The 25,399-nt window shown below is 63.0% G+C and carries 1 protein-coding gene; it reads right to left on the reverse strand.

The features are described from left to right. On the reverse strand, window positions 1-25,233 hold the full coding sequence (locus LOY38_RS00735) for an immunoglobulin-like domain-containing protein (protein WP_258698439.1): 25,233 nt from the start codon (window positions 25,231-25,233) through the stop codon (window positions 1-3). Window positions 25,234-25,399 lie beyond the last annotated feature (166 nt).

Raw genomic sequence — 25,399 nt, forward strand, 5'->3', positions numbered from 1 at the left:
TCAGCTGTTGTTGTGATCGATCTTGATGGTCGGGTCACTGCCGGCGATCAACGAGTTGATGCTGGCGCTGGACCAATTGTTACCTTCCAGCTTGATCGTCACGTCCGGGGTGGCCGCTGCTGCGTCGGCGCCGTTGAACTTGCCGGCGGAGCTGACCTGCAAGGACGACACGCCATCCACGGTGGTGATCTTCAGGAAGTTGTCGATGGTGCTGCCGCTTTCACCCTGCAACAGATCGCGCAGGTCGATGCGGTCGCCTTCGCTGGCCTTGAAGTCCTTGATCACGTCGCTGCCGGTGTCGCCAGCCTTCCAGATGAAGGTGTCGGCACCCGAACCACCAATCAGGATGTCGTTGCCTTGACCGCCGATCAACGAGTCATTGCCGCTGCCGCCGAGCAGGATGTCATTGCCCTTGCCGCCGTCGAGGAGGTCGTTGCCACCCTGGCCGAAGAGAATGTCGTTGCCTGCGCCACCCAGCAGCGTGTCGTTACCGTCGTGGGCGCCAGACACGTCGAACGCGGTGTAGTGCTCGGTGATGTATTGGTGCACGTTGCTGGTCGTGACTTTGCTGACGTCGACGCCGGTCTGCTGGGCCACGAACGCCTGCATGGCCTGATAACCCTCGCCGGCGATGCCATTGAAGCTCACCAGATCGCCGAACAGAAGATCGTTGCCGTCACCGCCGCTGACCGTGTCGGCACCCGGCATTGTCGCTTCGGTATGGCCGATGACTGAGTTGGTCAGGTCTTTCGGGTCGATGTTGGTTTGTGGCGTTTGATTCGAGTCGTAGGGCTTGAGGTCGGTGAGGGTGACGTCTGTGTTCAGGCCGATCGCTTCCACCGTCGACACGTTGCTTAGCAATGCGAAGCCGCTGGTGGAGTTGTCGATGGCGGTGGAATCGGTGCTGCTGCCGGTGCCATCGCGATAGGACAGTTCGTACGTGCCGTTACCCTCGGCATGAAGGGTACCCAGTTCAGAACTGCTCCAGCGCCCAGAGTTTTTCAGAGTCTGCAGCGTGACGTTGCCGGCGCTGTCGATGGTCAGGTAGTGAGTGCTGTCCAGATAGCTGGAATAGGTCTGCCCCAACTTGTAATTGGTGGTGGTGATGACGTCATCGAGCTTCACGTTGCCGTACAAGGTCGGGTTGGTCTGCTCACCGCTCTGGTAGTAGGTCGGCTTGCCGTCAGTGATGAAGTACGTGAGGTTCTTCGCACCGGTATTGGCAGTGGCGTCGGCACTCTGGAACCAGTTGGCCGTGGTTTTGAACACGTCCTCGTAGTTGGTGCCACCGCCGGACGACATCGAGTCCAGTACTGACTTGAGCAGGGTCAGTGCGTTCGGGTCATTCAGGTTCACCGACACCGACTTGTTGACCTGGGTATCGAAGTCCACCAGGAAAATCTTCACGGTCCCGGAGTTGCTGCCCAGGCTTTGCTTGAGGGTGTTGAACACCGCCGTCAGCGAATCCTTGGCCGCGCTGATCGAAGAGGCGCTCATGCTGCCCGAGCTGTCGACCATGAACGCGATATTGTAGTTAGTGCCCGGCACCACGGTCAGCCCGCCGATGTCGGCGACCATGATGTCGTTACCATCGGTGCCGGTGATGGTGTCGTCGGCCGCAGTGGCGGTGATGGCGTTGTAAACCGCCGGGTACACCGTGACCGGGATCTGCGCGGTGCTCGGTGCCGAACCGCCATGGGCTTCGGTGGACGTCGAGGTGACGGTCAGGGTGAATTGGCCGTTGTAGTATGACGGCGGTGTGACGGTCAGGGTGCCGAGGTTCCAGCCGGTGACGTTGGCTTCGCCGTTGGTCGCGCTGGCGGTGAAGGTGTGACCTGCGCCATCGGTGAGCACCGAGCCCGCCGGGATGCCGCTGATTTTCACACTCAGGCTTTCGGAGCCGTCAGTGTCGGTCAGTGCTGTCTTGATCGCGGACAAGTGAACGCTGGTGCCTTCGGCGCCTTCGTTGAGTTTGTAGCCGTCGTAGTAGCCTTCGCCATTGGTGCCGTGCAGGTCGGAAACGGTCACGCCGGAAGCGGCCAGATCCGCCACGCCGGTGTACAGCGGCACGCCGGCGCTGCTCAGGTCGACTGCGGCACCGCCGTTGATCGACAGGTTGACGTCATAGTTACCCGGGCCATGCTGGTTGTGGTGGTAGATGTCCAGGGTGTAGTAGCCGCTGGTGGTCGGGGTGAACGAACCGTTCAGCTTGCCGCCTGCGCCCCACGTGGCCGCGGCCACATTCTGGCCACCGATGGTCACCAACAGACTGTCGTCACCGGTACCGCTGAAGGTGTACGTCTTGCCGGCTTCGAGGTAGATCAGGCCGGACGTTTTCGAGGCCGTGCCGACGGCGACGCCGTCGGACTGCACGTTGGTCACGGTGGCGCTGCTGTTCGGGGTACCCGCGCCGTCGATGACCGATTTCAGCGTGCCGGAAGCCGCGCCGCTGCCATCGGTGCCGAGGCCCGACAGACCGGTCCAGACTTCCTTGATCAGGCCGGTGGACTTGACGCTGTTGTCCGCGACGCTCAGGGATGGCGCGTCGGCAACCGGTGTGATGTCGATTTTCACCGTGCCGGTGTTGCCCAGCAGCTGACCGTCGGTTGGCTGGAACTTGATTTGCGCGTAGTCCGCCTGGTTATTGCCCACACCGGTGCCGCCGTAGCCGTCAACGCCTGATTCGTTGGCATCTGGCGTGAAGCGCAGTTTGCCGGCGTCGATGTCGGCTTTAGTGAAGGTCTGGTTGGTCGCCACGTCTTTCCAGGTCGAACCGTCCAGGTACTGCAACTTGCCTTCGCCCGGCAACTGAGTGATTTTCACCCCCAGGTTGGCGGCCGAACTGTCGACATCGCTGACGCCGAAGGTCGACCAGCCGAGGATCAGCGGGGTGTCTTCGGTGCCAGTGACGTTAACCGGTGCGGCGGTCGGCGCATCGTTCACGGCCACCACGTTGACGGTGGTGGTCGCGGTGTTGGAGTAGTTGCTGCCATCGGTCACCGTCACGGTGATGATCCGCGGCACGGTGCTCGGATCTTCGCTGCTGTTGGTGAAGCTGATGTTTTTGATCTGCTGCATGTAGTCGGCCAGCGTCGCGTTGCCCGACAGGGTCAGGGTGACAGTGCCGTCCTGGCTGTTGGCGTTGATGCTGATGCCGTTGACGCTGTTGCCCAGGTTCAGCGCGTCGCCCGGCTGACGGTTGGTCAGCACGATGGTGGCGCCGGTCAGCATCGTGCTGTCCGGGTCGGTGATCTTCAGGTCGGTGTCGCCGATCGATACGCCCTGGCCGGCGGTGCCTTCGGTGAAGGTCACGTTGTAGTTGGCCCCGGTCGCACCGCTGGAGTTGTTGGCGTCCAGGTCGAGAACCGGCGCGGCATCGTTGTCGGTGATCGAGGTGCTGACGCTGCCGCTGGAAGCGCTGACCGCGAGGTTTTCGAAGTTACCGCCGGTGGCCGAGTCGATCTTGATCACGAAGTTCTCGGTGCCTTCGGTGAGCTTGTCGTCCAGCGTTGCGACGTTGAAGCTCGCGCTGCTGGTGCCAGCCGGGATTTTCACGGTGTACACGCCGGTGAAGTCCGAACCGTCGGCGGCGGTGCCGCTGTAGACGATTTTCAGGGTCACTTCGGTCTGTGCCGGGTGGGTCAGGCTGACGGTGTAGCTGGCGGTCTGGCCTTCGGTCACCGAGGTGCTGCCGCTGATGCTGACTTCGGTTTTGTCGATGGTGTCGGTGACAGTCGTGACCGCAGCGGTGTTGCTGGTGACCAGGTTCTCGAAATTGCCACCGGTGGCGGTGGAGATGGTCGCCTGAACCGTGCCGGCGTCTTTGTAAACATCATCGGATGGTGCCGGGACGGTCACGGTGCCGGTGGTTTTACCGGCGTCGATGGTGATCACGGAGCCGTTGCTCAACGTCACGGTGACCGGTGTGCCGGCGGCGTTGGTCAGGGTGGCGGTGTAAACGATGGAACCACCTTCGGCGACCGAGTTGGTGGCGCTCAGGCTGAGATTGGTGGTGTCGACGGTGTCGGTCACGGTGGTGCTGACCGGCGTTTTGTCCGCCACCAGGTTCTCGTAGTTGCCGCCGCTGACGCTGGTGATCGAGTTGGTCAGCGGAGTATGGCCGGCCAACGCGTCGTTCGGCGCGGCGGTGGTCACGGTACCGGTGGTTTTACCGACGTCGATGGTGATCGTCTGGCCGTTGGCCAGGGACACGGTAACCGGGCTGCCAGTCACCGGTGCACCGACGGTCGCGGTGTAAGTGACGGTGCCGCCTTCCGCCGCCGAAGTGGTGGCGTTCAGGGTGACGGTCGAAGTGTCGATAGTGTCGGTGACGCTGGTGACTGCCGGGGCAGTGCTAGGGACCAGGTTCTCGAAATTTCCACCGGTGGCGGTGGAGATGGTCGCCTGAACGGTGCCGGCGTCTTTGTAAACGTCATCGGATGGTGCCGGGACGGTCACGCTGCCGGTGGTTTTACCGGCGTCGATGGTGATCACGGAGCCGTTGCTCAACGTCACGGTCACCGGGGTGCCGGCGGCGTTGGTCAGGGTCGCGGTGTAAGTGATCTGGCCACCTTCGGCGACCGAGTTGGTGGCGCTCAGGCTGAGGGTGGTGGTGTCGACGGTGTCGGTCACGGTGGTGCTGACCGGCGTTTTGTCCGCCACCAGGTTCTCGTAGTTGCCGCCGCTGACGCTGGTGATCGAGTTGGTCAGCGGAGTATGGCCGGCCAACGCGTCGTTCGGCGCGGCGGTGGTCACGGTACCGGTGGTTTTACCGACGTCGATGGTGATCGTCTGGCCGTTGGCCAGGGACACGGTAACCGGGCTGCCAGTCACCGGTGCACCGACGGTCGCGGTGTAAGTGACGGTGCCGCCTTCCGCCGCCGAAGCGGTGGCGTTCAGGGTGACGGTCGAAGTGTCGATAGTGTCGGTGACGCTGGTGACTGCCGGGGCAGTGCTAGGAACCAGGTTCTCGAAATTGCCACCGGTGGCGGTGGAGATGGTCGCCTGAACGGTACCGGCGTCTTTGTAAACGTCATCGGATGGTGCCGGGACGGTTACGGTGCCGGTGGTTTTACCGGCGTCGATGGTGATCACGGAGCCGTTGCTCAACGTCACGGTCACCGGGGTGCCGGCGGCGTTGGTCAGGGTCGCGGTGTAAGTGATCTGGCCACCTTCGGCCACCGAGTTGGTCGCGCTCAGGCTGAGATGGGTGGTGTCGACGGTGTCGGTGATCGAGGTGTCGGCTGATTTGCCATCGACTTCCAGCTTCTCGTAGTTACCGCCCTTGGCATCGTCGATTTTCACGCTCAGGGAACCGCCGCCGGCCAACGCATCGTTCGGCGCGGTGAAGTTGACGCTGGCACTGCTCGAACCGACCGGGATGGTGATGGTCTGGCCGTTGGACAGGGTCACAACCACTGGTGAACCGGTGACCGGAGCGGACACGGATGCGGTGTAAACCACCGTGCCGCCTTCAGCCACACTCGAAGTCGCGGTCAGGTTCACGGTCGAAGTGTCGATAGTGTCGGTGACGCTGGTGACTGCCGGGGCAGTGCTAGGAACCAGGTTCTCGAAGTTGCCACCGGTCGCATCTTTGATCGTCGCTTCGACGGTGCCGGCGTCTTTGTAGACGTCGTCTTTCGGCGCATCGACGGTCACGGAGCCACTGGTGGCACCGGCGGCGATGGTGATCACGGCACCGTTCGACAAGGTCACAGTGACCGGAGTCCCAGCGGCGTTGGTCAGGGTCGCGGTGTAAACGATGGAACCGCCTTCAGCCACCGAGTCGGTTGCGCTCAGGCTGAGAGTCGTGGTGTCCGAGGTATCGGTCACCGAGGTGTCGGCTGATTTGCCATCGACTTCCAGCTTCTCGTAGTTACCGCCCTTGGCATCGTCGATCTTTACGCTCAGGGAACCGCCGCCCGACAAAGCGTCGTTTGGCGCGGTGAAGTTGACGCTGGCGCTGCTCGAACCGACCGGGATGGTGATGGTCTGGCCATTCGACAGGGTCACAACCACTGGCGAGCCGGTGACTGGAGCGGACACGGACGCGGTGTACACCACGGTGCCGCCTTCAGCCACACTCGCAGTTGCGGTCAGATTGACGGTCGAAGTATCGACAGTGTCGGTGACGTTGGTAACCGCCGCTGCTGGGTTGGTCGCCAGGTTTTCAAAGTTGCCGCCCGCGGCGTCCTTGATAGTTACTTCGACTTGGCCGGCGTCTTTGTAGACATCATCGGCCGGGGCGGCGACGCTCACGCTGCCGGTGGTCGCGCCAGCGGCGATGGTGATCACGGCACCGTTCGACAGGGTCACGGTGACCGGCGTGCTGGCGGCGTTGGTCAGGGTCGCGGTGTAGACGATGGAGCCGCCTTCTGCCACGGAGTCGGTCGCCGACAGGCTGAGAGTCGTGGTGTCCGCTGTGTCGGTCACCGAGGTGTCCGCCGACTTGCCGTCGACTTCCAGCTTCTCGTAGTTACCGCCCTTGGCATCGTCGATTTTTACGCTCAGCGAACCGCCGCCCGACAAGGCGTCGTTTGGCGCGGTGAAGTTGACGCTGGCACTGCTCGAGCCGACCGGGATGGTGATGGTCTGGCCGTTCGACAGGGTCACGACCACCGGCGAACCGGTGACCGGTGCGCTGACGGATGCGGTGTACACCACCGTGCCGCCTTCGGCGATGGTGGACGTCGCGGTCAGGTTCACCGTCGAAGTGTCGACGGTGTCGGTGACTTCGGTAACTGCCGCCGCTGGATTGGTCGCTAGGTTTTCGAAGTTACCGCCGGCCGCGTCTTTGATCGTTGCTTCAACGGTACCGGCGTCTTTGTAGACGTCGTCTTTCGGCGCGTCGACGGTCACGGAGCCAGAGGTGGCACCGGCGGCGATGGTGATCACGGCGCCATTGCTCAGCGTGACGTTCACTGGTGTGCCGGCCGCATTGGTCAGGGTCGCGGTGTAGACGATGGAGCCGCCTTCAGCCACGGAGTCGGTCGCACTCAGACTAAGAGTGGTGGTGTCCGCCGTGTCAGTCACCGAGGTGTCCGCCGACTTGCCGTCGACTTCCAGCTTCTCGTAGTTGCCGCCCTTGGCATCGTCGATTTTCACGCTCAGGGAACCGCCGCCGGCCAACGCATCGTTCGGCGCGGTGAAGTTGACGCTGGCACTGCTGGCGCCGACCGGGATGGTAATGGTCTGGCCATTCGACAGGGTCACGACGACTGGCGAACCGGTGACTGGAGCGGACACGGACGCGGTATACACCACCGTGCCACCTTCAGCCACAGCGCTGGTCGCGGTAAGGTTGACGGTCGAAGTGTCGATGGTGTCAGTCACATTGGTGACCGCCGCCGCTGGGTTGGTCGCCAGGTTTTCGAAGTTACCGCCGGCCGCGTCTTTGATCGTTGCTTCAACGGTACCGGCGTCTTTGTAGACGTCGTCTTTCGGTGCATCGACGGTCACGGAACCGCTGGTGGCGCCGGCGGCGATGGTGATCACCGCGCCGTTCGACAGTGTCACGGTGACCGGCGTACCGGCCGCATTGCTCAGGGTGGCGGTATAAACGATGGAGCCGCCCTCTGCCACGGAGTCGGCTGCGCTCAGGCTGAGGGTGGTGGTGTCGACGGTGTCGGTCACGGTGGTGCTGACCGGCGTTTTGTCCGCCACCAGGTTCTCGTAGTTGCCGCCGCTGACGCTGGTGATCGAGTTGGTCAGCGGAGTATGGCCGGCCAACGCGTCGTTCGGCGCGGCGGTGGTCACGGTACCGGTGGTTTTACCGACGTCGATGGTGATCGTCTGGCCGTTGGCCAGGGACACGGTAACCGGGCTGCCAGTCACCGGTGCACCGACGGTCGCGGTGTAAGTGACGGTGCCGCCTTCCGCCGCCGAAGCGGTGGCGTTCAGGGTGACGGTCGAAGTGTCGATAGTGTCGGTGACGCTGGTGACTGCCGGGGCAGTGCTAGGAACCAGGTTCTCGAAATTGCCACCGGTGGCGGTGGAGATGGTCGCCTGAACCGTGCCGGCGTCTTTGTAGACGTCGTCCTTTGGTGCGTCGACGGTCACGGAGCCTGTGGTTTTACCCGCTTCAATGGTGATGACTGCGCCGTTCGACAAGGTCACAGTGACCGGAGTCCCAGCGGCGTTGGTCAGGGTCGCCGTATAGGTGATCTGGCCGCCTTCATCCACAGCGCCGGTGGCGGTCAGCGACAGGCTGGTGGTGTCCTGGGTATCAGTGATCGAGGTGTCGGCTGACTTGCCATCGACTTCCAGCTTCTCGTAGTTGCCGCCCTTGGCATCGTCGATTTTCACGCTCAGGGAACCGCCGCCGGCCAACGCATCGTTCGGCGCGGTGAAGTTGACGCTGGCACTGCTCGAACCGACCGGGATGGTGATGGTCTGGCCGTTGGACAGGGTCACAACCACTGGCGAACCGGTGACTGGTGCAGACACGGACGCGGTGTAAACCACGGTGCCGCCTTCGGCGACGGTGGACGTCGCCGTCAGGTTCACCGTCGAAGTATCGATGGTGTCGGTGACGCTGGTGACTGCCGCCGCCGGATTGGTGGCCAGATTTTCGAAGTTGCCGCCCGCAGCATCCTTGATGGTCACTTCGACTTGGCCGGCGTCTTTGTAGACGTCATCGGATGGTGCCGGGACGGTCACGGTGCCGGTGGTTTTACCGGCATCGATGGTGATCACGGAGCCGTTGCTCAACGTCACGGTCACCGGAGTGCCGGCGGCGTTGGTCAGGGTCGCGGTGTAGACGATGGAGCCGCCTTCAGCCACCGAGTTGGTTGCGCTCAGACTCAGAGTCGTGGTGTCCGAGGTATCGGTCACCGAGGTGTCGGCCGACTTGCCGTCGACTTCCAGCTTCTCGTAGTTACCGCCCTTGGCATCGTCAATCTTGACGCTCAGTGAGCTGCCACCCGCCAGCGGGCTGTTTGGCGCGACGAAGTTCACGCTGCCAGTGGTTTCGCCGACCGGGATGGTGATGGTCTGGCCATTCGACAGGGTCACGACGACTGGCGAGCCGGTCACTGGCGCGGTAACGGAAGCCGTGTAAACCACGGTGCCGCCTTCGGCAACATTCGCGGTGGCAGTCAGCGAAACGGTGCTGGTATCGAGGGTGTCGTTAACAGTGGTGACAGCGGGCGTATCGCTGGTGACCAGATTCTCGAAATTTCCACCGGTCGCGCCTTTGATCGTCGCTTCGACGGTGCCGGCGTCTTTGTAGACGTCGTCCTTCGGTGCGTCGACGGTCACGGAGCCTGTGGTTTTACCCGCTTCAATGGTGATGACTGCGCCGTTCGACAAGGTCACGGTGACCGGAGTCCCAGCGGCGTTGGTCAGTGTCGCCGTGTAAGTAATCTGGCCGCCTTCATCCACAGCACCGGTGGCGGTCAGCGACAGGTTGGTGGTGTCCTGGGTATCAGTGATCGAGGTGTCGGCTGATTTACCATCGATTTCCAGCTTCTCGTAGTTGCCACCCTTGGCGTCGTCGATTTTGACGCTCAGCGAACCGCCGCCCGACAAGGCGTCGTTTGGCGCAACGAAGTTAATAGAACCGCTGCTGGCGCCGACCGGAATGGTGATGGTCTGGCCGTTGGACAGGGTCACAACGACTGGCGAACCGGTGACCGGTGCCGACACGGACGCGGTGTATACCACGGTGCCGCCTTCGGCCACACTCGAAGTCGCGGTCAGATTCATGGTCGAGGTGTCGATGGTGTCAGTCACATCTGTGACCGCCGCCGCAGGGTTGGTCGCCAGGTTTTCAAAGTTGCCGCCAGCAGCGTCCTTGATGGTCACTTCGACTTGGCCGGCGTCTTTATAGACGTCGTCTTTCGGCGCGTCGACGGTCACGGAGCCACTGGTGGCGCCGGCGGCGATGGTGATCACGGCACCGTTCGACAAGGTCACGGTGACCGGCGTGCCGGCGGCGTTGCTCAGCGTCGCGGTGTAGACGATGGAGCCGCCTTCAGCCACCGAATCGGTTGCGCTCAGGCTGAGGGTGGTGGTGTCCTGGGTATCGGTCACCGAGGTATCCGCCGACTTGCCGTCGACTTCCAGCTTCTCGTAGTTACCGCCCGCAGCGCCGTCGATCTTGACGCTCAGCGAACCGCCACCGGCCAACGCGTCGTTTGGCGCAACGAAGTTAATAGAACCGCTGCTGGCGCCGACCGGGATGGTGATGGTCTGGCCGTTGGACAGGGTCACAACGACTGGTGAGCCGGTGACTGGAGCGGACACGGACGCGGTATACACCACCGTGCCGCCTTCGGCGACGGTGGACGTCGCGGTCAGGTTCACGGTCGAAGTGTCGATAGTGTCGGTGACGCTGGTGACTGCCGGGGCAGTGCTAGGAACCAGGTTCTCGAAATTGCCACCGGTGGCGGTGGAGATGGTCGCCTGAACCGTGCCGGCGTTTTTGTAGACGTCATCGGATGGCGCCGGGACGGTTACGGTGCCGGTGGTTTTACCGGCGTCGATGGTGATCACGGAGCCGTTGCTCAACGTCACGGTCACCGGGGTGCCGGCGGCGTTGGTCAGGGTCGCGGTGTAAGTGATCTGGCCACCTTCGGCCACGGAGTCGGTCGCGCTCAGGCTGAGGGTGGTGGTGTCTGCCGTGTCGGTCACCGAGGTGTCGGCTGACTTGCCATCGACTTCCAGCTTCTCGTAGTTACCGCCCTTGGCATCGTCGATCTTGACGCTCAGGGAACCGCCGCCGGCCAACGCATCGTTCGGCGCGGTGAAGTTGACGCTGGCACTGCTCGAACCGACCGGGATGGTGATGGTCTGGCCGTTGGACAAGGTCACAACCACTGGCGAGCCGGTGACCGGTGCCGAGACGGATGCGGTGTAAACCACCGTGCCGCCTTCAGCCACAGTGCTGGTCGCGGTGAGGTTGACCGTCGAAGTGTCGATGGTGTCGGTCACATCGGTGACCGCCGCTGCCGGATTGGTCGCCAGATTTTCGAAGTTGCCGCCGGCGGCATCTTTGATCGTCACTTCGACTTGGCCGGCATCTTTGTAGACGTCGTCCTTCGGCGCGTCGACGGTCACGGAACCGCTGGTGGCGCCGGCGGCGATGGTGATCACCGCGCCGTTCGACAGTGTCACGGTGACCGGCGTACCGGCCGCATTGCTCAGGGTGGCGGTATAAACGATGGAACCGCCTTCGGCCACGGAGTCGGCTGCGCTCAGGCTGAGGGTGGTGGTGTCTGCTGTATCAGTGATCGAGGTGTCCGCCGACTTGCCGTCGACTTCCAGTTTCTCGTAGTTACCGCCCTTGGCATCGTCGATCTTGACGCTCAGGGAGCCGCCACCGGTCAGGGCATCGTTAGGCGCGGTGAAATTGACGCTGGCGCTGCTCGAACCGACCGGGATGGTGATGGTCTGGCCGTTGGACAGGGTCACAACGACTGGTGAACCGGTGACTGGAGCGGACACGGACGCGGTGTACACCACGGTGCCGCCTTCGGCGACGCTCGAAGTGGCAGTCAGCGAAACGGTGCTGGTATCGATGGTGTCGTTAACAGTGGTGACAGCGGGTGTATCGCTGGTGACCAGATTCTCGAAATTGCCACCGGTCGCGCCTTTGATCGTCGCTTCGACGGTGCCAGCGTCTTTGTAGACGTCATCGGATGGCGCCGGGACGGTCACGCTGCCGGTGGTTTTACCGGCGTCGATGGTGATCACGGAGCCGTTGCTCAACGTCACGGTCACCGGAGTGCCGGCGGCATTGGTCAGGGTGGCGGTGTAAACGATGGAGCCGCCCTCTGCCACGGAGTCAGTAGCGCTCAGGCTGAGGGTGGTGGTGTCCGCTGTGTCGGTGATCGAGGTGTCGGCTGATTTGCCATCGACTTCCAGCTTCTCGTAGTTACCGCCCTTGGCATCGTCGATTTTCACGCTCAGGGAACCGCCGCCGGCCAACGCATCGTTCGGCGCGGTGAAGTTGACGCTGGCGCTGCTCGAACCGACCGGGATGGTGATGGTCTGGCCATTCGACAGGGTCACAACCACTGGCGAGCCGGTGACCGGTGCCGAGACGGATGCGGTGTAAACCACCGTGCCGCCTTCAGCCACAGTGCTGGTCGCGGTGAGGTTGACCGTCGAAGTGTCGATGGTGTCGGTCACATCGGTGACCGCCGCCGCCGGATTGGTGGCCAGATTTTCGAAGTTGCCGCCCGCAGCATCCTTGATGGTCACTTCGACTTGGCCGGCATCTTTGTAGACGTCGTCCTTCGGCGCGTCGACGGTCACGGAACCGCTGGTGGCGCCGGCGGCGATGGTGATCACCGCGCCATTGCTCAGCGTGACGTTCACTGGTGTGCCGGCCGCATTGGTCAGGGTCGCGGTGTAGACGATGGAGCCGCCTTCAGCCACCGAGTCGGTCGCGCTCAGGCTGAGGGTGGTGGTGTCTGCCGTGTCGGTCACCGAGGTGTCGGCTGACTTGCCATCGACTTCCAGCTTCTCGTAGTTACCGCCCTTGGCATCGTCGATCTTGACGCTCAGGGAACCGCCGCCGGCCAACGCATCGTTCGGCGCGGTGAAGTTGACGCTGGCACTGCTCGAACCGACCGGGATGGTGATGGTCTGGCCGTTGGACAAGGTCACAACCACTGGCGAGCCGGTGACCGGTGCCGAGACGGATGCGGTGTAAACCACCGTGCCGCCTTCAGCCACAGTGCTGGTCGCGGTGAGGTTGACCGTCGAAGTGTCGATGGTGTCGGTCACATCGGTGACCGCCGCTGCCGGATTGGTCGCCAGGTTTTCAAAGTTGCCGCCGGCGGCATCTTTGATCGTCACCTCGACTTGGCCGGCGTCTTTATAGACGTCGTCTTTCGGCGCGTCGACGGTCACGGAACCGCTGGTGGCGCCGGCGGCGATGGTGATCACCGCGCCGTTGCTCAAGGTCACGGTGACCGGCGTGCCGGCGGCGTTGCTCAGCGTCGCGGTGTAGACGATGGAGCCGCCTTCAGCCACCGAATCGGTTGCGCTCAGGCTGAGGTTGGTGGTGTCGACGGTGTCGGTCACGGTGGTGCTGACCGGCGTTTTGTCCGCCACCAGGTTCTCGTAGTTGCCGCCGCTGACGCTGGTGATCGAGTTGGTCAGCGGAGTATGGCCGGCCAACGCGTCGTTCGGCGCGGCGGTGGTCACGGTACCGGTGGTTTTACCGACGTCGATGGTGATCGTCTGGCCGTTGGCCAGGGACACGGTAACCGGGCTGCCAGTCACCGGTGCACCGACGGTCGCGGTGTAAGTGACGGTGTCGCCTTCCGCCGCCGAAGTGGTGGCGTTCAGGGTGACGGTCGAAGTGTCGATAGTGTCAGTCACATTGGTGACCGCCGCCGCTGGGTTGGTCGCCAGGTTTTCGAAGTTACCGCCGGCCGCGTCTTTGATCGTTGCTTCAACGGTACCGGCGTCTTTGTAGACATCGTCTTTTGGCGCGTCGACGGTCACGGAGCCACTGGTTGCGCCGGCGGCGATGGTGATCACGGCACCGTTCGACAGGGTCACGGTGACCGGAGTGCCGGCGGCATTGGTCAGGGTGGCGGTGTAAACGATGGAGCCGCCTTCTGCCACGGAGTCGGTTGCGCTCAGGCTAAGAGTGGTGGTGTCCGCCGTGTCAGTGATCGAGGTGTCCGCCGACTTGCCATCGACTTCCAGTTTCTCGTAGTTGCCGCCCTTGGCATCGTCGATTTTGACGCTCAGGGAGCCACCACCGGTCAGGGCATCGTTAGGCGCAGTGAAATTGACGCTGGCGCTGCTCGATCCAACCGGAATGGTGATGGCCTGGCCATTCGACAGGGTCACAACGACTGGCGAACCGGTGACTGGAGCGGACACGGACGCGGTGTAAACCACCGTGCCGCCTTCGGTCACAGTGCTGGTCGCGGTGAGGTTGACCGTCGAAGTGTCGACGGTGTCGGTGACTTCGGTAACTGCCGCCGCTGGATTGGTGGCCAGATTTTCGAAGTTTCCGCCCGCAGCGTCCTTAATGGTCACTTCGACTTGGCCGGCGTCTTTATAGACGTCGTCTTTCGGCGCATCGACGGTCACGGAGCCACTGGTTGCGCCGGCGGCGATGGTGATCACGGCACCGTTCGACAGGGTCACGGTGACCGGAGTGCCGGCGGCATTGGTCAGGGTGGCGGTGTAAACGATGGAGCCGCCTTCTGCCACGGAGTCGGTCGCGCTCAGGCTCAGAGTCGTGGTGTCCGCCGTGTCGGTGATCGAGGTGTCCGCCGACTTGCCGTCGACTTCCAGCTTCTCGTAGTTACCGCCCTTGGCATCGTCGATCTTGACGCTCAGGGAACCACCGCCGGCCAACGCATCGTTCGGCGCGGTGAAGTTGACGCTGGCACTGCTCGAGCCGACTGGGATGGTGATGGTCTGGCCGTTGGACAAGGTCACAACGACTGGTGAACCGGTGACCGGAGCGGACACGGACGCGGTGTAAACCACCGTGCCGCCTTCGGTCACAGTGCTGGTCGCGGTGAGGTTGACCGTCGAAGTGTCGACGGTGTCGGTGACTTCGGTAACTGCCGCCGCTGGATTGGTGGCCAGATTTTCGAAGTTTCCGCCCGCAACGTCCTTAATGGTCACTTCGACTTGGCCGGCGTCTTTATAGACGTCGTCTTTCGGCGCGTCGACGGTCACGGAGCCACTGGTTGCGCCGGCGGCGATGGTGATCACGGCACCGTTCGACAAGGTCACGGTGACCGGTGTGCCGGCGACGTTGGTCAGGGTGGCGGTGTAAACGATGGAGCCGCCCTCAGCCACGGAGTCAGTAGCGCTCAGGCTGAGGGTGGTGGTGTCTGCCGTGTCGGTAACCGAGGTGTCGGCTGACTTGCCATCGACTTCCAGCTTCTCGTAGTTACCGCCCTTGGCATCGTCGATTTTGACGCTCAGGGAGCCACCACCGGTCAGGGCATCGTTCGGCGCGGTGAAGTTGACACTGGCACTGCTCGAGCCGACCGGGATGGTGATGGTCTGGCCGTTCGACAGGGTCACGACCACCGGCGAACCGGTGACTGGAGCGGACACGGACGCGGTGTAAACCACGGTGCCGCCTTCGGCGACGGTGGACGTCGCGGTCAGGTTCACCGTCGAGGTGTCGACGGTGTCGGTGACTTCGGTAACCGCCGCCGCTGGGTTGGTCGCCAGGTTTTCGAAGTTACCGCCGGCCGCGTCTTTGATCGTTGCTTCAACGGTACCGGCGTCTTTGTAGACGTCGTCCTTTGGTGCGTCGACGGTCACGGAACCGCTGGTGGCGCCGGCGGCGATGGTGATGACGGCGCCGTTCGACAGGGTCACGGTGACCGGCGTGCCGGCGGCATTGGTCAGGGTGGCGGTGTAGACGATGGAGCCGCCTTCAGCGACCGAATCGGTCGCCGACAGGCTGAGAGTCGTGGTGTCCGCAGTATCGGTCACCGAGGTGTCCGCCGACTTGCCGTCGACTTCCAGCTTCTCGTAGTTGCCGCCCTTGGCATCGTCGATTTTGACGCTCAGGGAGCCACCACCGGTCAGGGCATCGTTCGGCGCGGTGAAGTTGACACTGGCACTGCTCGAGCCGACCGGGATGGTGATGGTCTGGCCGTTCGACAGGGTCACGACCACCGGCGAACCGGTGACTGGAGCGGACACGGACGCGGTGTAAACCACGGTGCCGCCTTCGGCGACGGTGGACGTCGCGGTCAGGTTCACCGTCGAGGTGTCGACGGTGTCGGTGACTTCGGTAACTGCCGCCGCCGGATTGGTGGCCAGATTTTCGAAATTGCCACCGGTCGCGTCTTTGATCGTTGCTTCGACGGTACCGGCGTCTTTGTAGACGTCGTCTTTCGGCGCATCGACGGTCACGGAGCCTGTGGTTTTACCCGCTTCAATGGTGATGACCGCGCCGTTCGACAAGGTCACAGTGACCGGAGTCCCAGCGGCGTTGGTCAGGGTCGCCGTATAGGTGATCTGGCCGCCTTCATCCACAGCGCCGGTGGCGGTCAGCGACAGGCTGGTGGTGTCCTGGGTATCAGTGATCGAGGTGTCGGCTGACTTGCCATCGACTTCCAGCTTCTCGTAGTTACCGCCCTTGGCATCGTCGATTTTCACGCTCAGGGAACCGCCGCCGGCCAACGCATCGTTCGGCGCGGTGAAGTTGACGCTGGCACTGCTCGAACCGACCGGGATGGTGATGGTCTGGCCGTTGGACAAGGTCACAACGACTGGCGAACCGGTGACTGGAGCGGACACGGACGCGGTGTACACCACGGTGCCGCCTTCGGCGATGGTGGACGTCGCGGTCAGGTTCACGGTCGAAGTGTCGATAGTGTCGGTGACGCTGGTGACTGCCGGAGCAGTGCTAGGGACCAGGTTCTCGAAGTTGCCACCGGTGGCGGTGGAGATGGTCGCCTGAACGGTGCCGGCATCTTTGTAGACGTCATCGGATGGTGCCGGGACGGTCACGGTGCCGGTGGTTTTACCGGCGTCGATGGTGATCACGGAGCCGTTGCTCAACGTCACGGTCACCGGAGTGCCGGCGGCATTGGTCAGGGTGGCGGTGTAAACGATGGAGCCGCCTTCAGCCACCGAGTCGGTCGCGCTCAGGCTCAGAGTCGTGGTGTCCGAGGTATCGGTCACCGAGGTGTCGGCTGATTTGCCATCGACTTCTAGCTTCTCGTAGTTGCCGCCCTTGGCATCGTCGATCTTGACGCTCAGGGAGTTGCCGCCGGCCAACGCATCGTTCGGCGCAGTGAAATTCACGCTGGCGCTGCTCGATCCAACCGGAATGGTGATGGTCTGTCCGTTGGACAGGGTCACGACCACCGGCGAACCGGTGACTGGAGCGGACACGGACGCGGTGTACACCACGGTGCCGCCTTCGGCGACGGTGGACGTCGCGGTCAGGTTCACCGTCGAGGTGTCGACGGTGTCAGTCACATTGGTGACCGCCGCCGCTGGGTTGGTCGCCAGGTTTTCGAAGTTACCGCCGGCCGCGTCTTTGATCGTTGCTTCAACGGTACCGGCGTCTTTGTAGACATCGTCTTTCGGCGCATCGACGGTCACGGAGCCACTGGTGGCACCGGCGGCGATGGTGATCACGGCGCCATTGCTCAGCGTGACGGTCACTGGTGTGCCGGCCGCATTGGTCAGGGTCGCGGTGTAGACGATGGAGCCGCCTTCAGCCACGGAGTCGGTCGCACTCAGACTAAGAGTGGTGGTGTCCGCCGTGTCAGTCACCGAGGTGTCCGCCGACTTGCCATCGACTTCCAGCTTCTCGTAGTTACCGCCCGCAGCGCCGTCGATCTTGACGCTCAGTGAGCTGCCACCCGCCAGCGGGCTGTTTGGCGCGACGAAGTTCACGCTGCCAGTGGTTTCGCCGACCGGGATGGTGATGGTTTGGCCGTTGGACAGGGTTACGATCACCGGCGAACCGGTGACAGGCGAAGTCACGGAAGCCGTGTAAACCACGGTGCCGCCTTCGGCAACATTCGCGGTGGCAGTCAGCGAAACGGTGCTGGTATCGAGGGTGTCGTTAACAGTGGTGACAGCGGGCGTATCGCTGGTGACCAGATTCTCGAAATTTCCACCGGTCGCGTCTTTGATCGTCGCTTCGACGGTGCCGGCGTCTTTGTAGACGTCGTCCTTTGGTGCGTCGACAGTTACGGAGCCGCTGATTTTACCGGCCTCGATGGTGATCACGGCACCGTTCGACAAAGTCACAGTGACCGGAGTCCCAGCGGCGTTGGTCAGGGTCGCCGTGTAGGTAATCTGGCCGCCTTCATCCACAGCGCCGGTGGCGGTCAGCGACAGGCTGGTGGTGTCCTGGGTATCAGTGATCGAGGTGTCGGCTGACTTGCCATCGACTTCCAGCTTCTCGTAATTGCCGCCCTTGGCATCGTCGATCTTGACGCTCAGGGAACCGCCGCCGGCCAACGCATCGTTCGGCGCGGTGAAGTTGACGCTGGCGCTGCTCGAACCGACCGGGATGGTGATGGTCTGGCCATTCGACAGGGTCACAACCACTGGCGAACCGGTGACCGGTGCCGAGACGGATGCGGTGTAAACCACGGTGCCGCCTTCGGCGACGGTGGACGTCGCGGCCAGGTTCACCGTCGAGGTGTCGGTGGTGTCGGTGACGTCGGTGGCCGCCGCTGCCGGATTGGTCGCCAGGTTTTCAAAGTTGCCGCCGGCGGCATCTTTGATCGTCACCTCGACTTGGCCGGCGTCTTTGTAGACGTCGTCCTTCGGTGCATCGACGGTCACGGAGCCGCTGGTGGCACCGGCGGCGATGGTGATCACGGCACCGTTCGACAAGGTCACAGTGACCGGAGTCCCAGCGGCGTTGGTCAGGGTGGCGGTGTAAACAATGGAGCCGCCTTCTGCCACGGAGTCAGTAGCGCTCAGGCTGAGGGTGGTAGTGTCTGCCGTGTCGGTAACCGAGGTGTCGGCTGACTTGCCATCGACTTCCAGCTTCTCGTAGTTACCGCCCTTGGCATCGTCGATTTTGACGCTCAGGGAGCCACCACCGGTCAGGGCATCGTTCGGTGCGGTGAAGTTGACACTGGCACTGCTCGAGCCGACCGGGATGGTGATGGTCTGGCCGTTCGACAGGGTCACGACCACCGGCGAACCGGTGACCGGTGCCGAGACGGACGCGGTGTAAACCACGGTGCCGCCTTCGGCGACGGTGGACGTCGCGGTCAGGTTCACCGTCGAGGTGTCGACGGTGTCGGTGACTTCGGTAACTGCCGCCGCCGGATTGGTGGCCAGATTTTCGAAATTGCCACCGGTCGCGTCTTTGATCGTTGCTTCGACGGTACCGGCGTCTTTGTAGACGTCGTCTTTCGGCGCATCGACGGTCACGGAGCCACTGGTTGCGCCGGCGGCGATGGTGATCACGGCACCGTTCGACAGGGTCACGGTGACCGGAGTGCCGGCGGCATTGGTCAGGGTGGCGGTGTAAACGATGGAGCCGCCTTCTGCCACGGAGTCGGTCGCGCTCAGGCTCAGAGTCGTGGTGTCCGCCGTGTCGGTGATCGAGGTGTCCGCCGACTTGCCGTCGACTTCCAGCTTCTCGTAGTTACCGCCCTTGGCATCGTCGATCTTGACGCTCAGGGAACCACCGCCGGCCAACGCATCGTTCGGCGCGGTGAAGTTGACGCTGGCACTGCTCGAGCCGACTGGGATGGTGATGGTCTGGCCGTTGGACAAGGTCACAACGACTGGTGAACCGGTGACCGGAGCGGACACGGACGCGGTGTAAATCACGGTGCCGCCTTCGGCCACACTCGAAGTCGCGGTCAGGTTCACCGTCGAGGTGTCGGTGGTATCGGTGACGTCGGTAACCGCTGCCGCTGGGTTGGTGGCCAGGTTTTCAAAGTTGCCGCCGGCGGCATCTTTGATCGTCACCTCGACTTGGCCGGCATCTTTGTAGACGTCGTCCTTCGGTGCATCGACGGTCACGGAGCCACTGGTGGCGCCGGCGGCGATGGTGATCACCGCGCCGTTCGACAAGGTCACAGTGACCGGAGTCCCAGCGGCGTTGGTCAGGGTGGCGGTGTAAACAATGGAGCCGCCTTCTGCCACGGAGTCAGTAGCGCTCAGGCTGAGGGTGGTAGTGTCTGCCGTGTCGGTAACCGAGGTGTCGGCTGACTTGCCATCGACTTCCAGCTTCTCGTAGTTACCGCCCTTGGCATCGTCGATTTTGACGCTCAGGGAGCCACCACCGGTCAGGGCATCGTTCGGTGCGGTGAAGTTGACACTGGCACTGCTCGAGCCGACCGGGATGGTGATGGTCTGGCCGTTCGACAGGGTCACGACCACCGGCGAACCGGTGACCGGTGCCGAGACGGACGCGGTGTAAACCACGGTGCCGCCTTCGGCGACGGTGGACGTCGCGGTCAGGTTCACCGTCGAGGTGTCGACGGTGTCGGTGACTTCGGTAACTGCCGCCGCCGGATTGGTCGCCAGGTTTTCGAAGTTACCGCCGGCCGCGTCTTTGATCGTTGCTTCAACGGTACCGGCGTCTTTGTAGACATCGTCTTTTGGCGCGTCGACGGTCACGGAGCCTGTGGTTTTACCCGCTTCAATGGTGATGACTGCGCCGTTCGACAAGGTCACAGTGACCGGAGTCCCAGCGGCGTTGGTCAGGGTGGCGGTGTAAACGATGGAACCGCCTTCAGCCACGGAGTCGGTTGCGCTCAGGCTGAGGGTGGTGGTGTCCGCCGTGTCGGTCACCGAGGTGTCAGCCGACTTGCCATCGACTTCCAGCTTCTCGTAGTTGCCGCCCTTGGCATCGTCGATTTTGACGCTCAGGGAGCCACCACCGGTCAGGGCATCGTTCGGCGCGGTGAAGTTGACACTGGCACTGCTCGAGCCGACCGGGATGGTGATGGTCTGGCCGTTCGACAGGGTCACGACCACCGGCGAACCGGTGACAGGCGAAGTCACGGACGCGGTGTACACCACGGTGCCGCCTTCGGCAATGTCCGCGGTGGCCGTCAGCGATACGGTGCTGGTATCGAGGGTATCGTTAACAGTGGTGACAGCGGACGTATCGTTGGTGACCAGGTTCTCGAAATTGCCACCTGTCGCGTCTTTGATCGTTGCTTCGACGGTGCCGGCGTCTTTGTAGACGTCGTCCTTTGGCGCGTCGACAGTTACGGAACCGCTGATTTTACCGGCCTCGATGGTGATGACGGCACCGTTGCTCAGGGTCACGGTGACCGGCGTGCCGGCGGCGTTGGTCAGGGTCGCCGTATAGGTGATCTGGCCGCCTTCATCCACAGCGCCGGTGGCGGTCAGCGACAGGTTGGTGGTGTCCTGAGTATCAGTGATCGAGGTATCCGCTGACTTGCCATCGACTTCCAGCTTCTCGTAGTTGCCGCCCTTGGCATCGTCAATCTTGACGCTCAGGGAGCCGCCGCCGGCCAACGCATCGTTCGGCGCGGTGAAGTTGACGCTGGCGCTGCTGGCGCCGACCGGGATGGTGATGGTCTGACCATTCGACAGCGTCACGACCACTGGCGAACCGGTCACTGGCGCGGTAACGGAAGCCGTATAAACCACCGTGCCGCCTTCGGCCACACTCGAAGTTGCGGTCAGGTTGACGGTCGAAGTATCGAGGGTGTCGGTGACGTCGGTGACAGCTGCCGCCGGGTCAGTTACCAGGTTCTCAAAGTTGCCGCCCGCGGCGTCCTTGATGGTGACTTCAACCTTGCCGGCATCTTTATAGACATCATCGGCCGGGGCGGCGACGCTCACGCTGCCGGTGGTGGCGCCAGCGGCGATGGTGATCACCGCGCCGTTGCTCAAAGTCACGGTCACTGGTGTGCCGGCCGGATTGGTCAGGGTCGCGGTGTACAGAATCTGACCACCTTCGGCCACTTCGGTGGACGCCGACAGGCTCAGGCCGGTGTCGTCTTTCGAATCGGTAATGGTGGTGAGCGCCGGCTCGGTGCTCGGGGTCAGTTGTTCGAAGTTGCCGCCGGTGGTGCCGGTGATCGTAGTGCTGACGGTGCTGCCATTGTTGTAGACATCGTTGGCCGCGGTATCGACCGTCACGCTGCCGGTGGTCTTGCCCGCTTCGATGGTAATGACCGAGCCGTTGCTCAAGGTCACGGTCATCGGGGTGCCGGCCGGGTTGGTCAGGGTAGCGGTGTAGGTGATCTGGCCACCTTCGACGACGGTGCCGGTGGCGCTGAGGCTCAGGCCGGTGTTGTCGATCGAGTCGGTGATGGTGGTGACGGCCGGCGTGGTGCTCGGCACCAGGTTCTCGAAGTTGCCGCCGGTAGCGCCAGTGATCGTGGTGCTGATGGTGCTGCCGTTGTTGTAGACGTCATTGGCCGGGGTGTCGACGCTCACGGAACCGATGGTTTTACCGGCTTCGATGGTGATGGTCGAACCGTTGGACAGGGTGACGGTGACCGGCGTCTGCGCCGGGTTGGTCAAGGTCGCGGTGTAGGTGATCTGGCCGCCTTCAGTGACGCTGCCGGTGGCGGTCAGGGTCAGGCCGGTGTTGTCGACCGAATCGGTAATGGTGGTGACCGCCGGGGTCGTGTTCGGCACCAGATTCTCGAAGTTGCCGCCGGTAGTCCCGGTGATCGTAGTGCTGACGGTGCTGCCATTGTTGTAGACATCATTGGCCGGCGTCGGAACGTTCACGCTGCCGGTGGTGTTGCCTGCGGCGATGGTGATGGTCGAACCGTTGGACAGGGTGACGGTGACCGGCGTCTGCGCCGGGTTGGTCAAGGTCGCGGTGTAGGTGATCTGGCCGCCTTCAGTGACGGTCGAACCCGCTGTCAGTGTGACGGTGGTGGTGTCGACCGAGTCGGTAACGGTGGTGACCGCCGGTGTCGGGTTCGGCACCAGGTTCTCGAAGTTGCCGCCGGTAGTCCCGGTGATCGTGGTGCTGACGGTGCTGCCATTGTTGTAGACATCATTGGCCGGCGTCGGAACGTTCACGCTGCCGGTGGTGTTGCCAGCGGCGATGGTGATGGTCGAACCGTTGGACAGGGTGACAGTGACTGGCGTCTGCGCCGGGTTGGTCAAGGTCGCGGTGTAGGTGATCTGGCCGCCTTCAGTGACGGTCGAACCCGCTGTCAGTGTGACGGTGGTGGTGTCGACCGAGTCGGTAACGGTGGTGACCGCCGGTGTCGGGTTCGGCACCAGGTTCTCGAAGTTGCCGCCGGTAGTCCCGGTGATCGTGGTGCTGACGGTGCTGCCATTGTTGTAGACATCATTGGCCGGCGTCGGAACGTTCACGCTGCCGGTGGTGTTGCCTGCGGCGATGGTGATGGTCGAACCGTTGGACAGGGTGACAGTGACCGGCGTCTGCGCCGGGTTGGTCAAGGTCGCGGTGTAGGTGATCTGGCCGCCTTCAGTGACGGTCGAACCCGCTGTCAGTGTGACGGTGGTGGTGTCGACCGAGTCGGTAACGGTGGTGACCGCCGGTGTCGGGTTCGGCACCAGGTTCTCGAAGTTGCCGCCGGTAGTCCCGGTGATCGTGGTGCTGACGGTGCTGCCATTGTTGTAGACGTCGTTGGCCGGCGTCGGAACGTTCACGCTGCCGGTGGTGTTGCCAGCGGCGATGGTGATGGTCGAACCGTTGGACAGGGTGACGGTGACCGGCGTCTGCGCCGGGTTGGTCAAGGTCGCGGTGTAGGTGATCTGGCCGCCTTCAGTGACGCTGCCGGTGGCGGTCAGGGTCAGGCCGGTGTTGTCGACCGAATCGGTAATGGTGGTGACCGCCGGGGTCGTGTTCGGCACCAGATTCTCGAAGTTGCCGCCGGTAGTCCCGGTGATCGTGGTGCTGACGGTGCTGCCATTGTTGTAGACATCATTGGCCGGCGTCGGAACGTTCACGCTGCCGGTGGTGTTGCCTGCGGCGATGGTGATGGTCGAACCGTTGGACAGGGTGACGGTGACCGGCGTCTGCGCCGGGTTGGTCAAGGTCGCGGTGTAGGTGATCTGGCCGCCTTCAGTGACGCTGCCGGTGGCGGTCAGGGTCAGGCCGGTGTTGTCGACCGAATCGGTAATGGTGGTGACCGCCGGGGTCGTGTTCGGCACCAGATTCTCGAAGTTGCCGCCGGTAGTCCCGGTGATCGTGGTGCTGACGGTGCTGCCATTGTTGTAGACATCATTGGCCGGCGTCGGAACGTTCACGCTGCCGGTGGTGTTGCCTGCGGCGATGGTGATGGTCGAACCGTTGGACAGGGTGACGGTGACCGGCGTCTGCGCCGGGTTGGTCAAGGTCGCGGTGTAGGTGATCTGGCCGCCTTCAGTGACGCTGCCGGTGGCGGTCAGGGTCAGGCCGGTGTTGTCGACCGAATCGGTAATGGTGGTGACCGCCGGGGTCGTGTTCGGCACCAGATTCTCGAAGTTGCCGCCGGTAGTCCCGGTGATCGTGGTGCTGACGGTGCTGCCATTGTTGTAGACATCATTGGCCGGCGTCGGAACGTTCACGCTGCCGGTGGTGTTGCCTGCGGCGATGGTGATGGTCGAACCGTTGGACAGGGTGACAGTGACCGGCGTCTGCGCCGGGTTGGTCAAGGTCGCGGTGTAGGTGATCTGGCCGCCTTCAGTGACGGTCGAACCCGCTGTCAGTGTGACGGTGGTGGTGTCGACCGAGTCGGTAACGGTGGTGACCGCCGGTGTCGGGTTCGGCACCAGGTTCTCGAAGTTGCCGCCGGTAGTCCCGGTGATCGTGGTGCTGACGGTGCTGCCATTGTTGTAGACATCATTGGCCGGCGTCGGAACGTTCACGCTGCCGGTGGCGTTGCCAGCGGCGATGGTGATGGTCGAACCGTTGGACAGGGTGACAGTGACTGGCGTCTGCGCCGGGTTGGTCAAGGTCGCGGTGTAGGTGATCTGGCCGCCTTCGTTGACGGTCGAACCGGCCGTCAGTGTGACGGTGGTGGTGTCGACGGTGTCGGTGACCTGGGTCACGGCCGGTGCGGTCGGCGGGGTGACCGCGATACCGCTACCGCCCGTGGTGCCGGTGACGGTCACGTCGATCTGGGTCGAATCGTTATAAACAGTGTCGTTCGGTGCCAGCGGAACGTTGACGGTGCCGGTGGTTTGGCCGGCTGCGATCACGATCACCGAGCCGTTGGACAGGGTGATGGTCAGGTCGGTCAGCGGCGCCTGGGTCAGGGTCGCGGTATAAACCAGCACGCCACCGGCTTCGGTGATGGTCGGCGTGGCGCTCAGGCTCAGGGTCGATTCGAGCAGAGTGTTGGCGCTGGTGTTGGCCGTCTGGCTGCCGGTAATGTCTTGTGTTGCCGACGCGGCAGTGGCGAGGCCCGCTGTCTCGAAACCAATGGTCGGGGCAACCCGGGCCGCAGTTGCCTCCAGGTCCACGAAGCTGTGGCCACCACCGGCAGATCCACCCGTGCTCGCAGCAGTAGGGCCGGCTGCGGTGGCTTCAAGAGCAGTGGTCGGGTCGACGCCGGCGGCGATGGCTTGCTGTAATTCGTCAACCGATGGCGCGGCTTGTGCGGTGGCTTGCGCAAGGTCGGTGCTGGAGTCCGGATTGCTGCCGCTCCATTGAGTGTCGCGGCCCAGGTCCAGGGTCCGGCCGTCAGCCAGTTCGAGCGTGATGGCGCCAGCGGCACCAGTGTCTATCTGGTCGCCCACCAACAACCGGTCGCCTTCAACGAGTACGCGGCGGATGCCCTCTGGGGACACCGCGAAAACCTGACCAACAATGCTTTTGACGATGGCAACAACACTGCTCATTGAAGACTCTCCGGGTGTCACGTTCAGTTGACTTCCATGAACCGCTCGGGGGTGTTCACCGAGCGGGGCTGGACGTACTTTCTAAAATATTTGGTGCATAACGTTGATGCGAAATAGTCAATAATTTGACTATATTTTTTCGGAATTAACTTTATGCCAAACTATT

The sequence above is a fragment of the Pseudomonas sp. B21-015 genome (assembly GCF_024749285.1).
Classification (GTDB): domain Bacteria; phylum Pseudomonadota; class Gammaproteobacteria; order Pseudomonadales; family Pseudomonadaceae; genus Aquipseudomonas.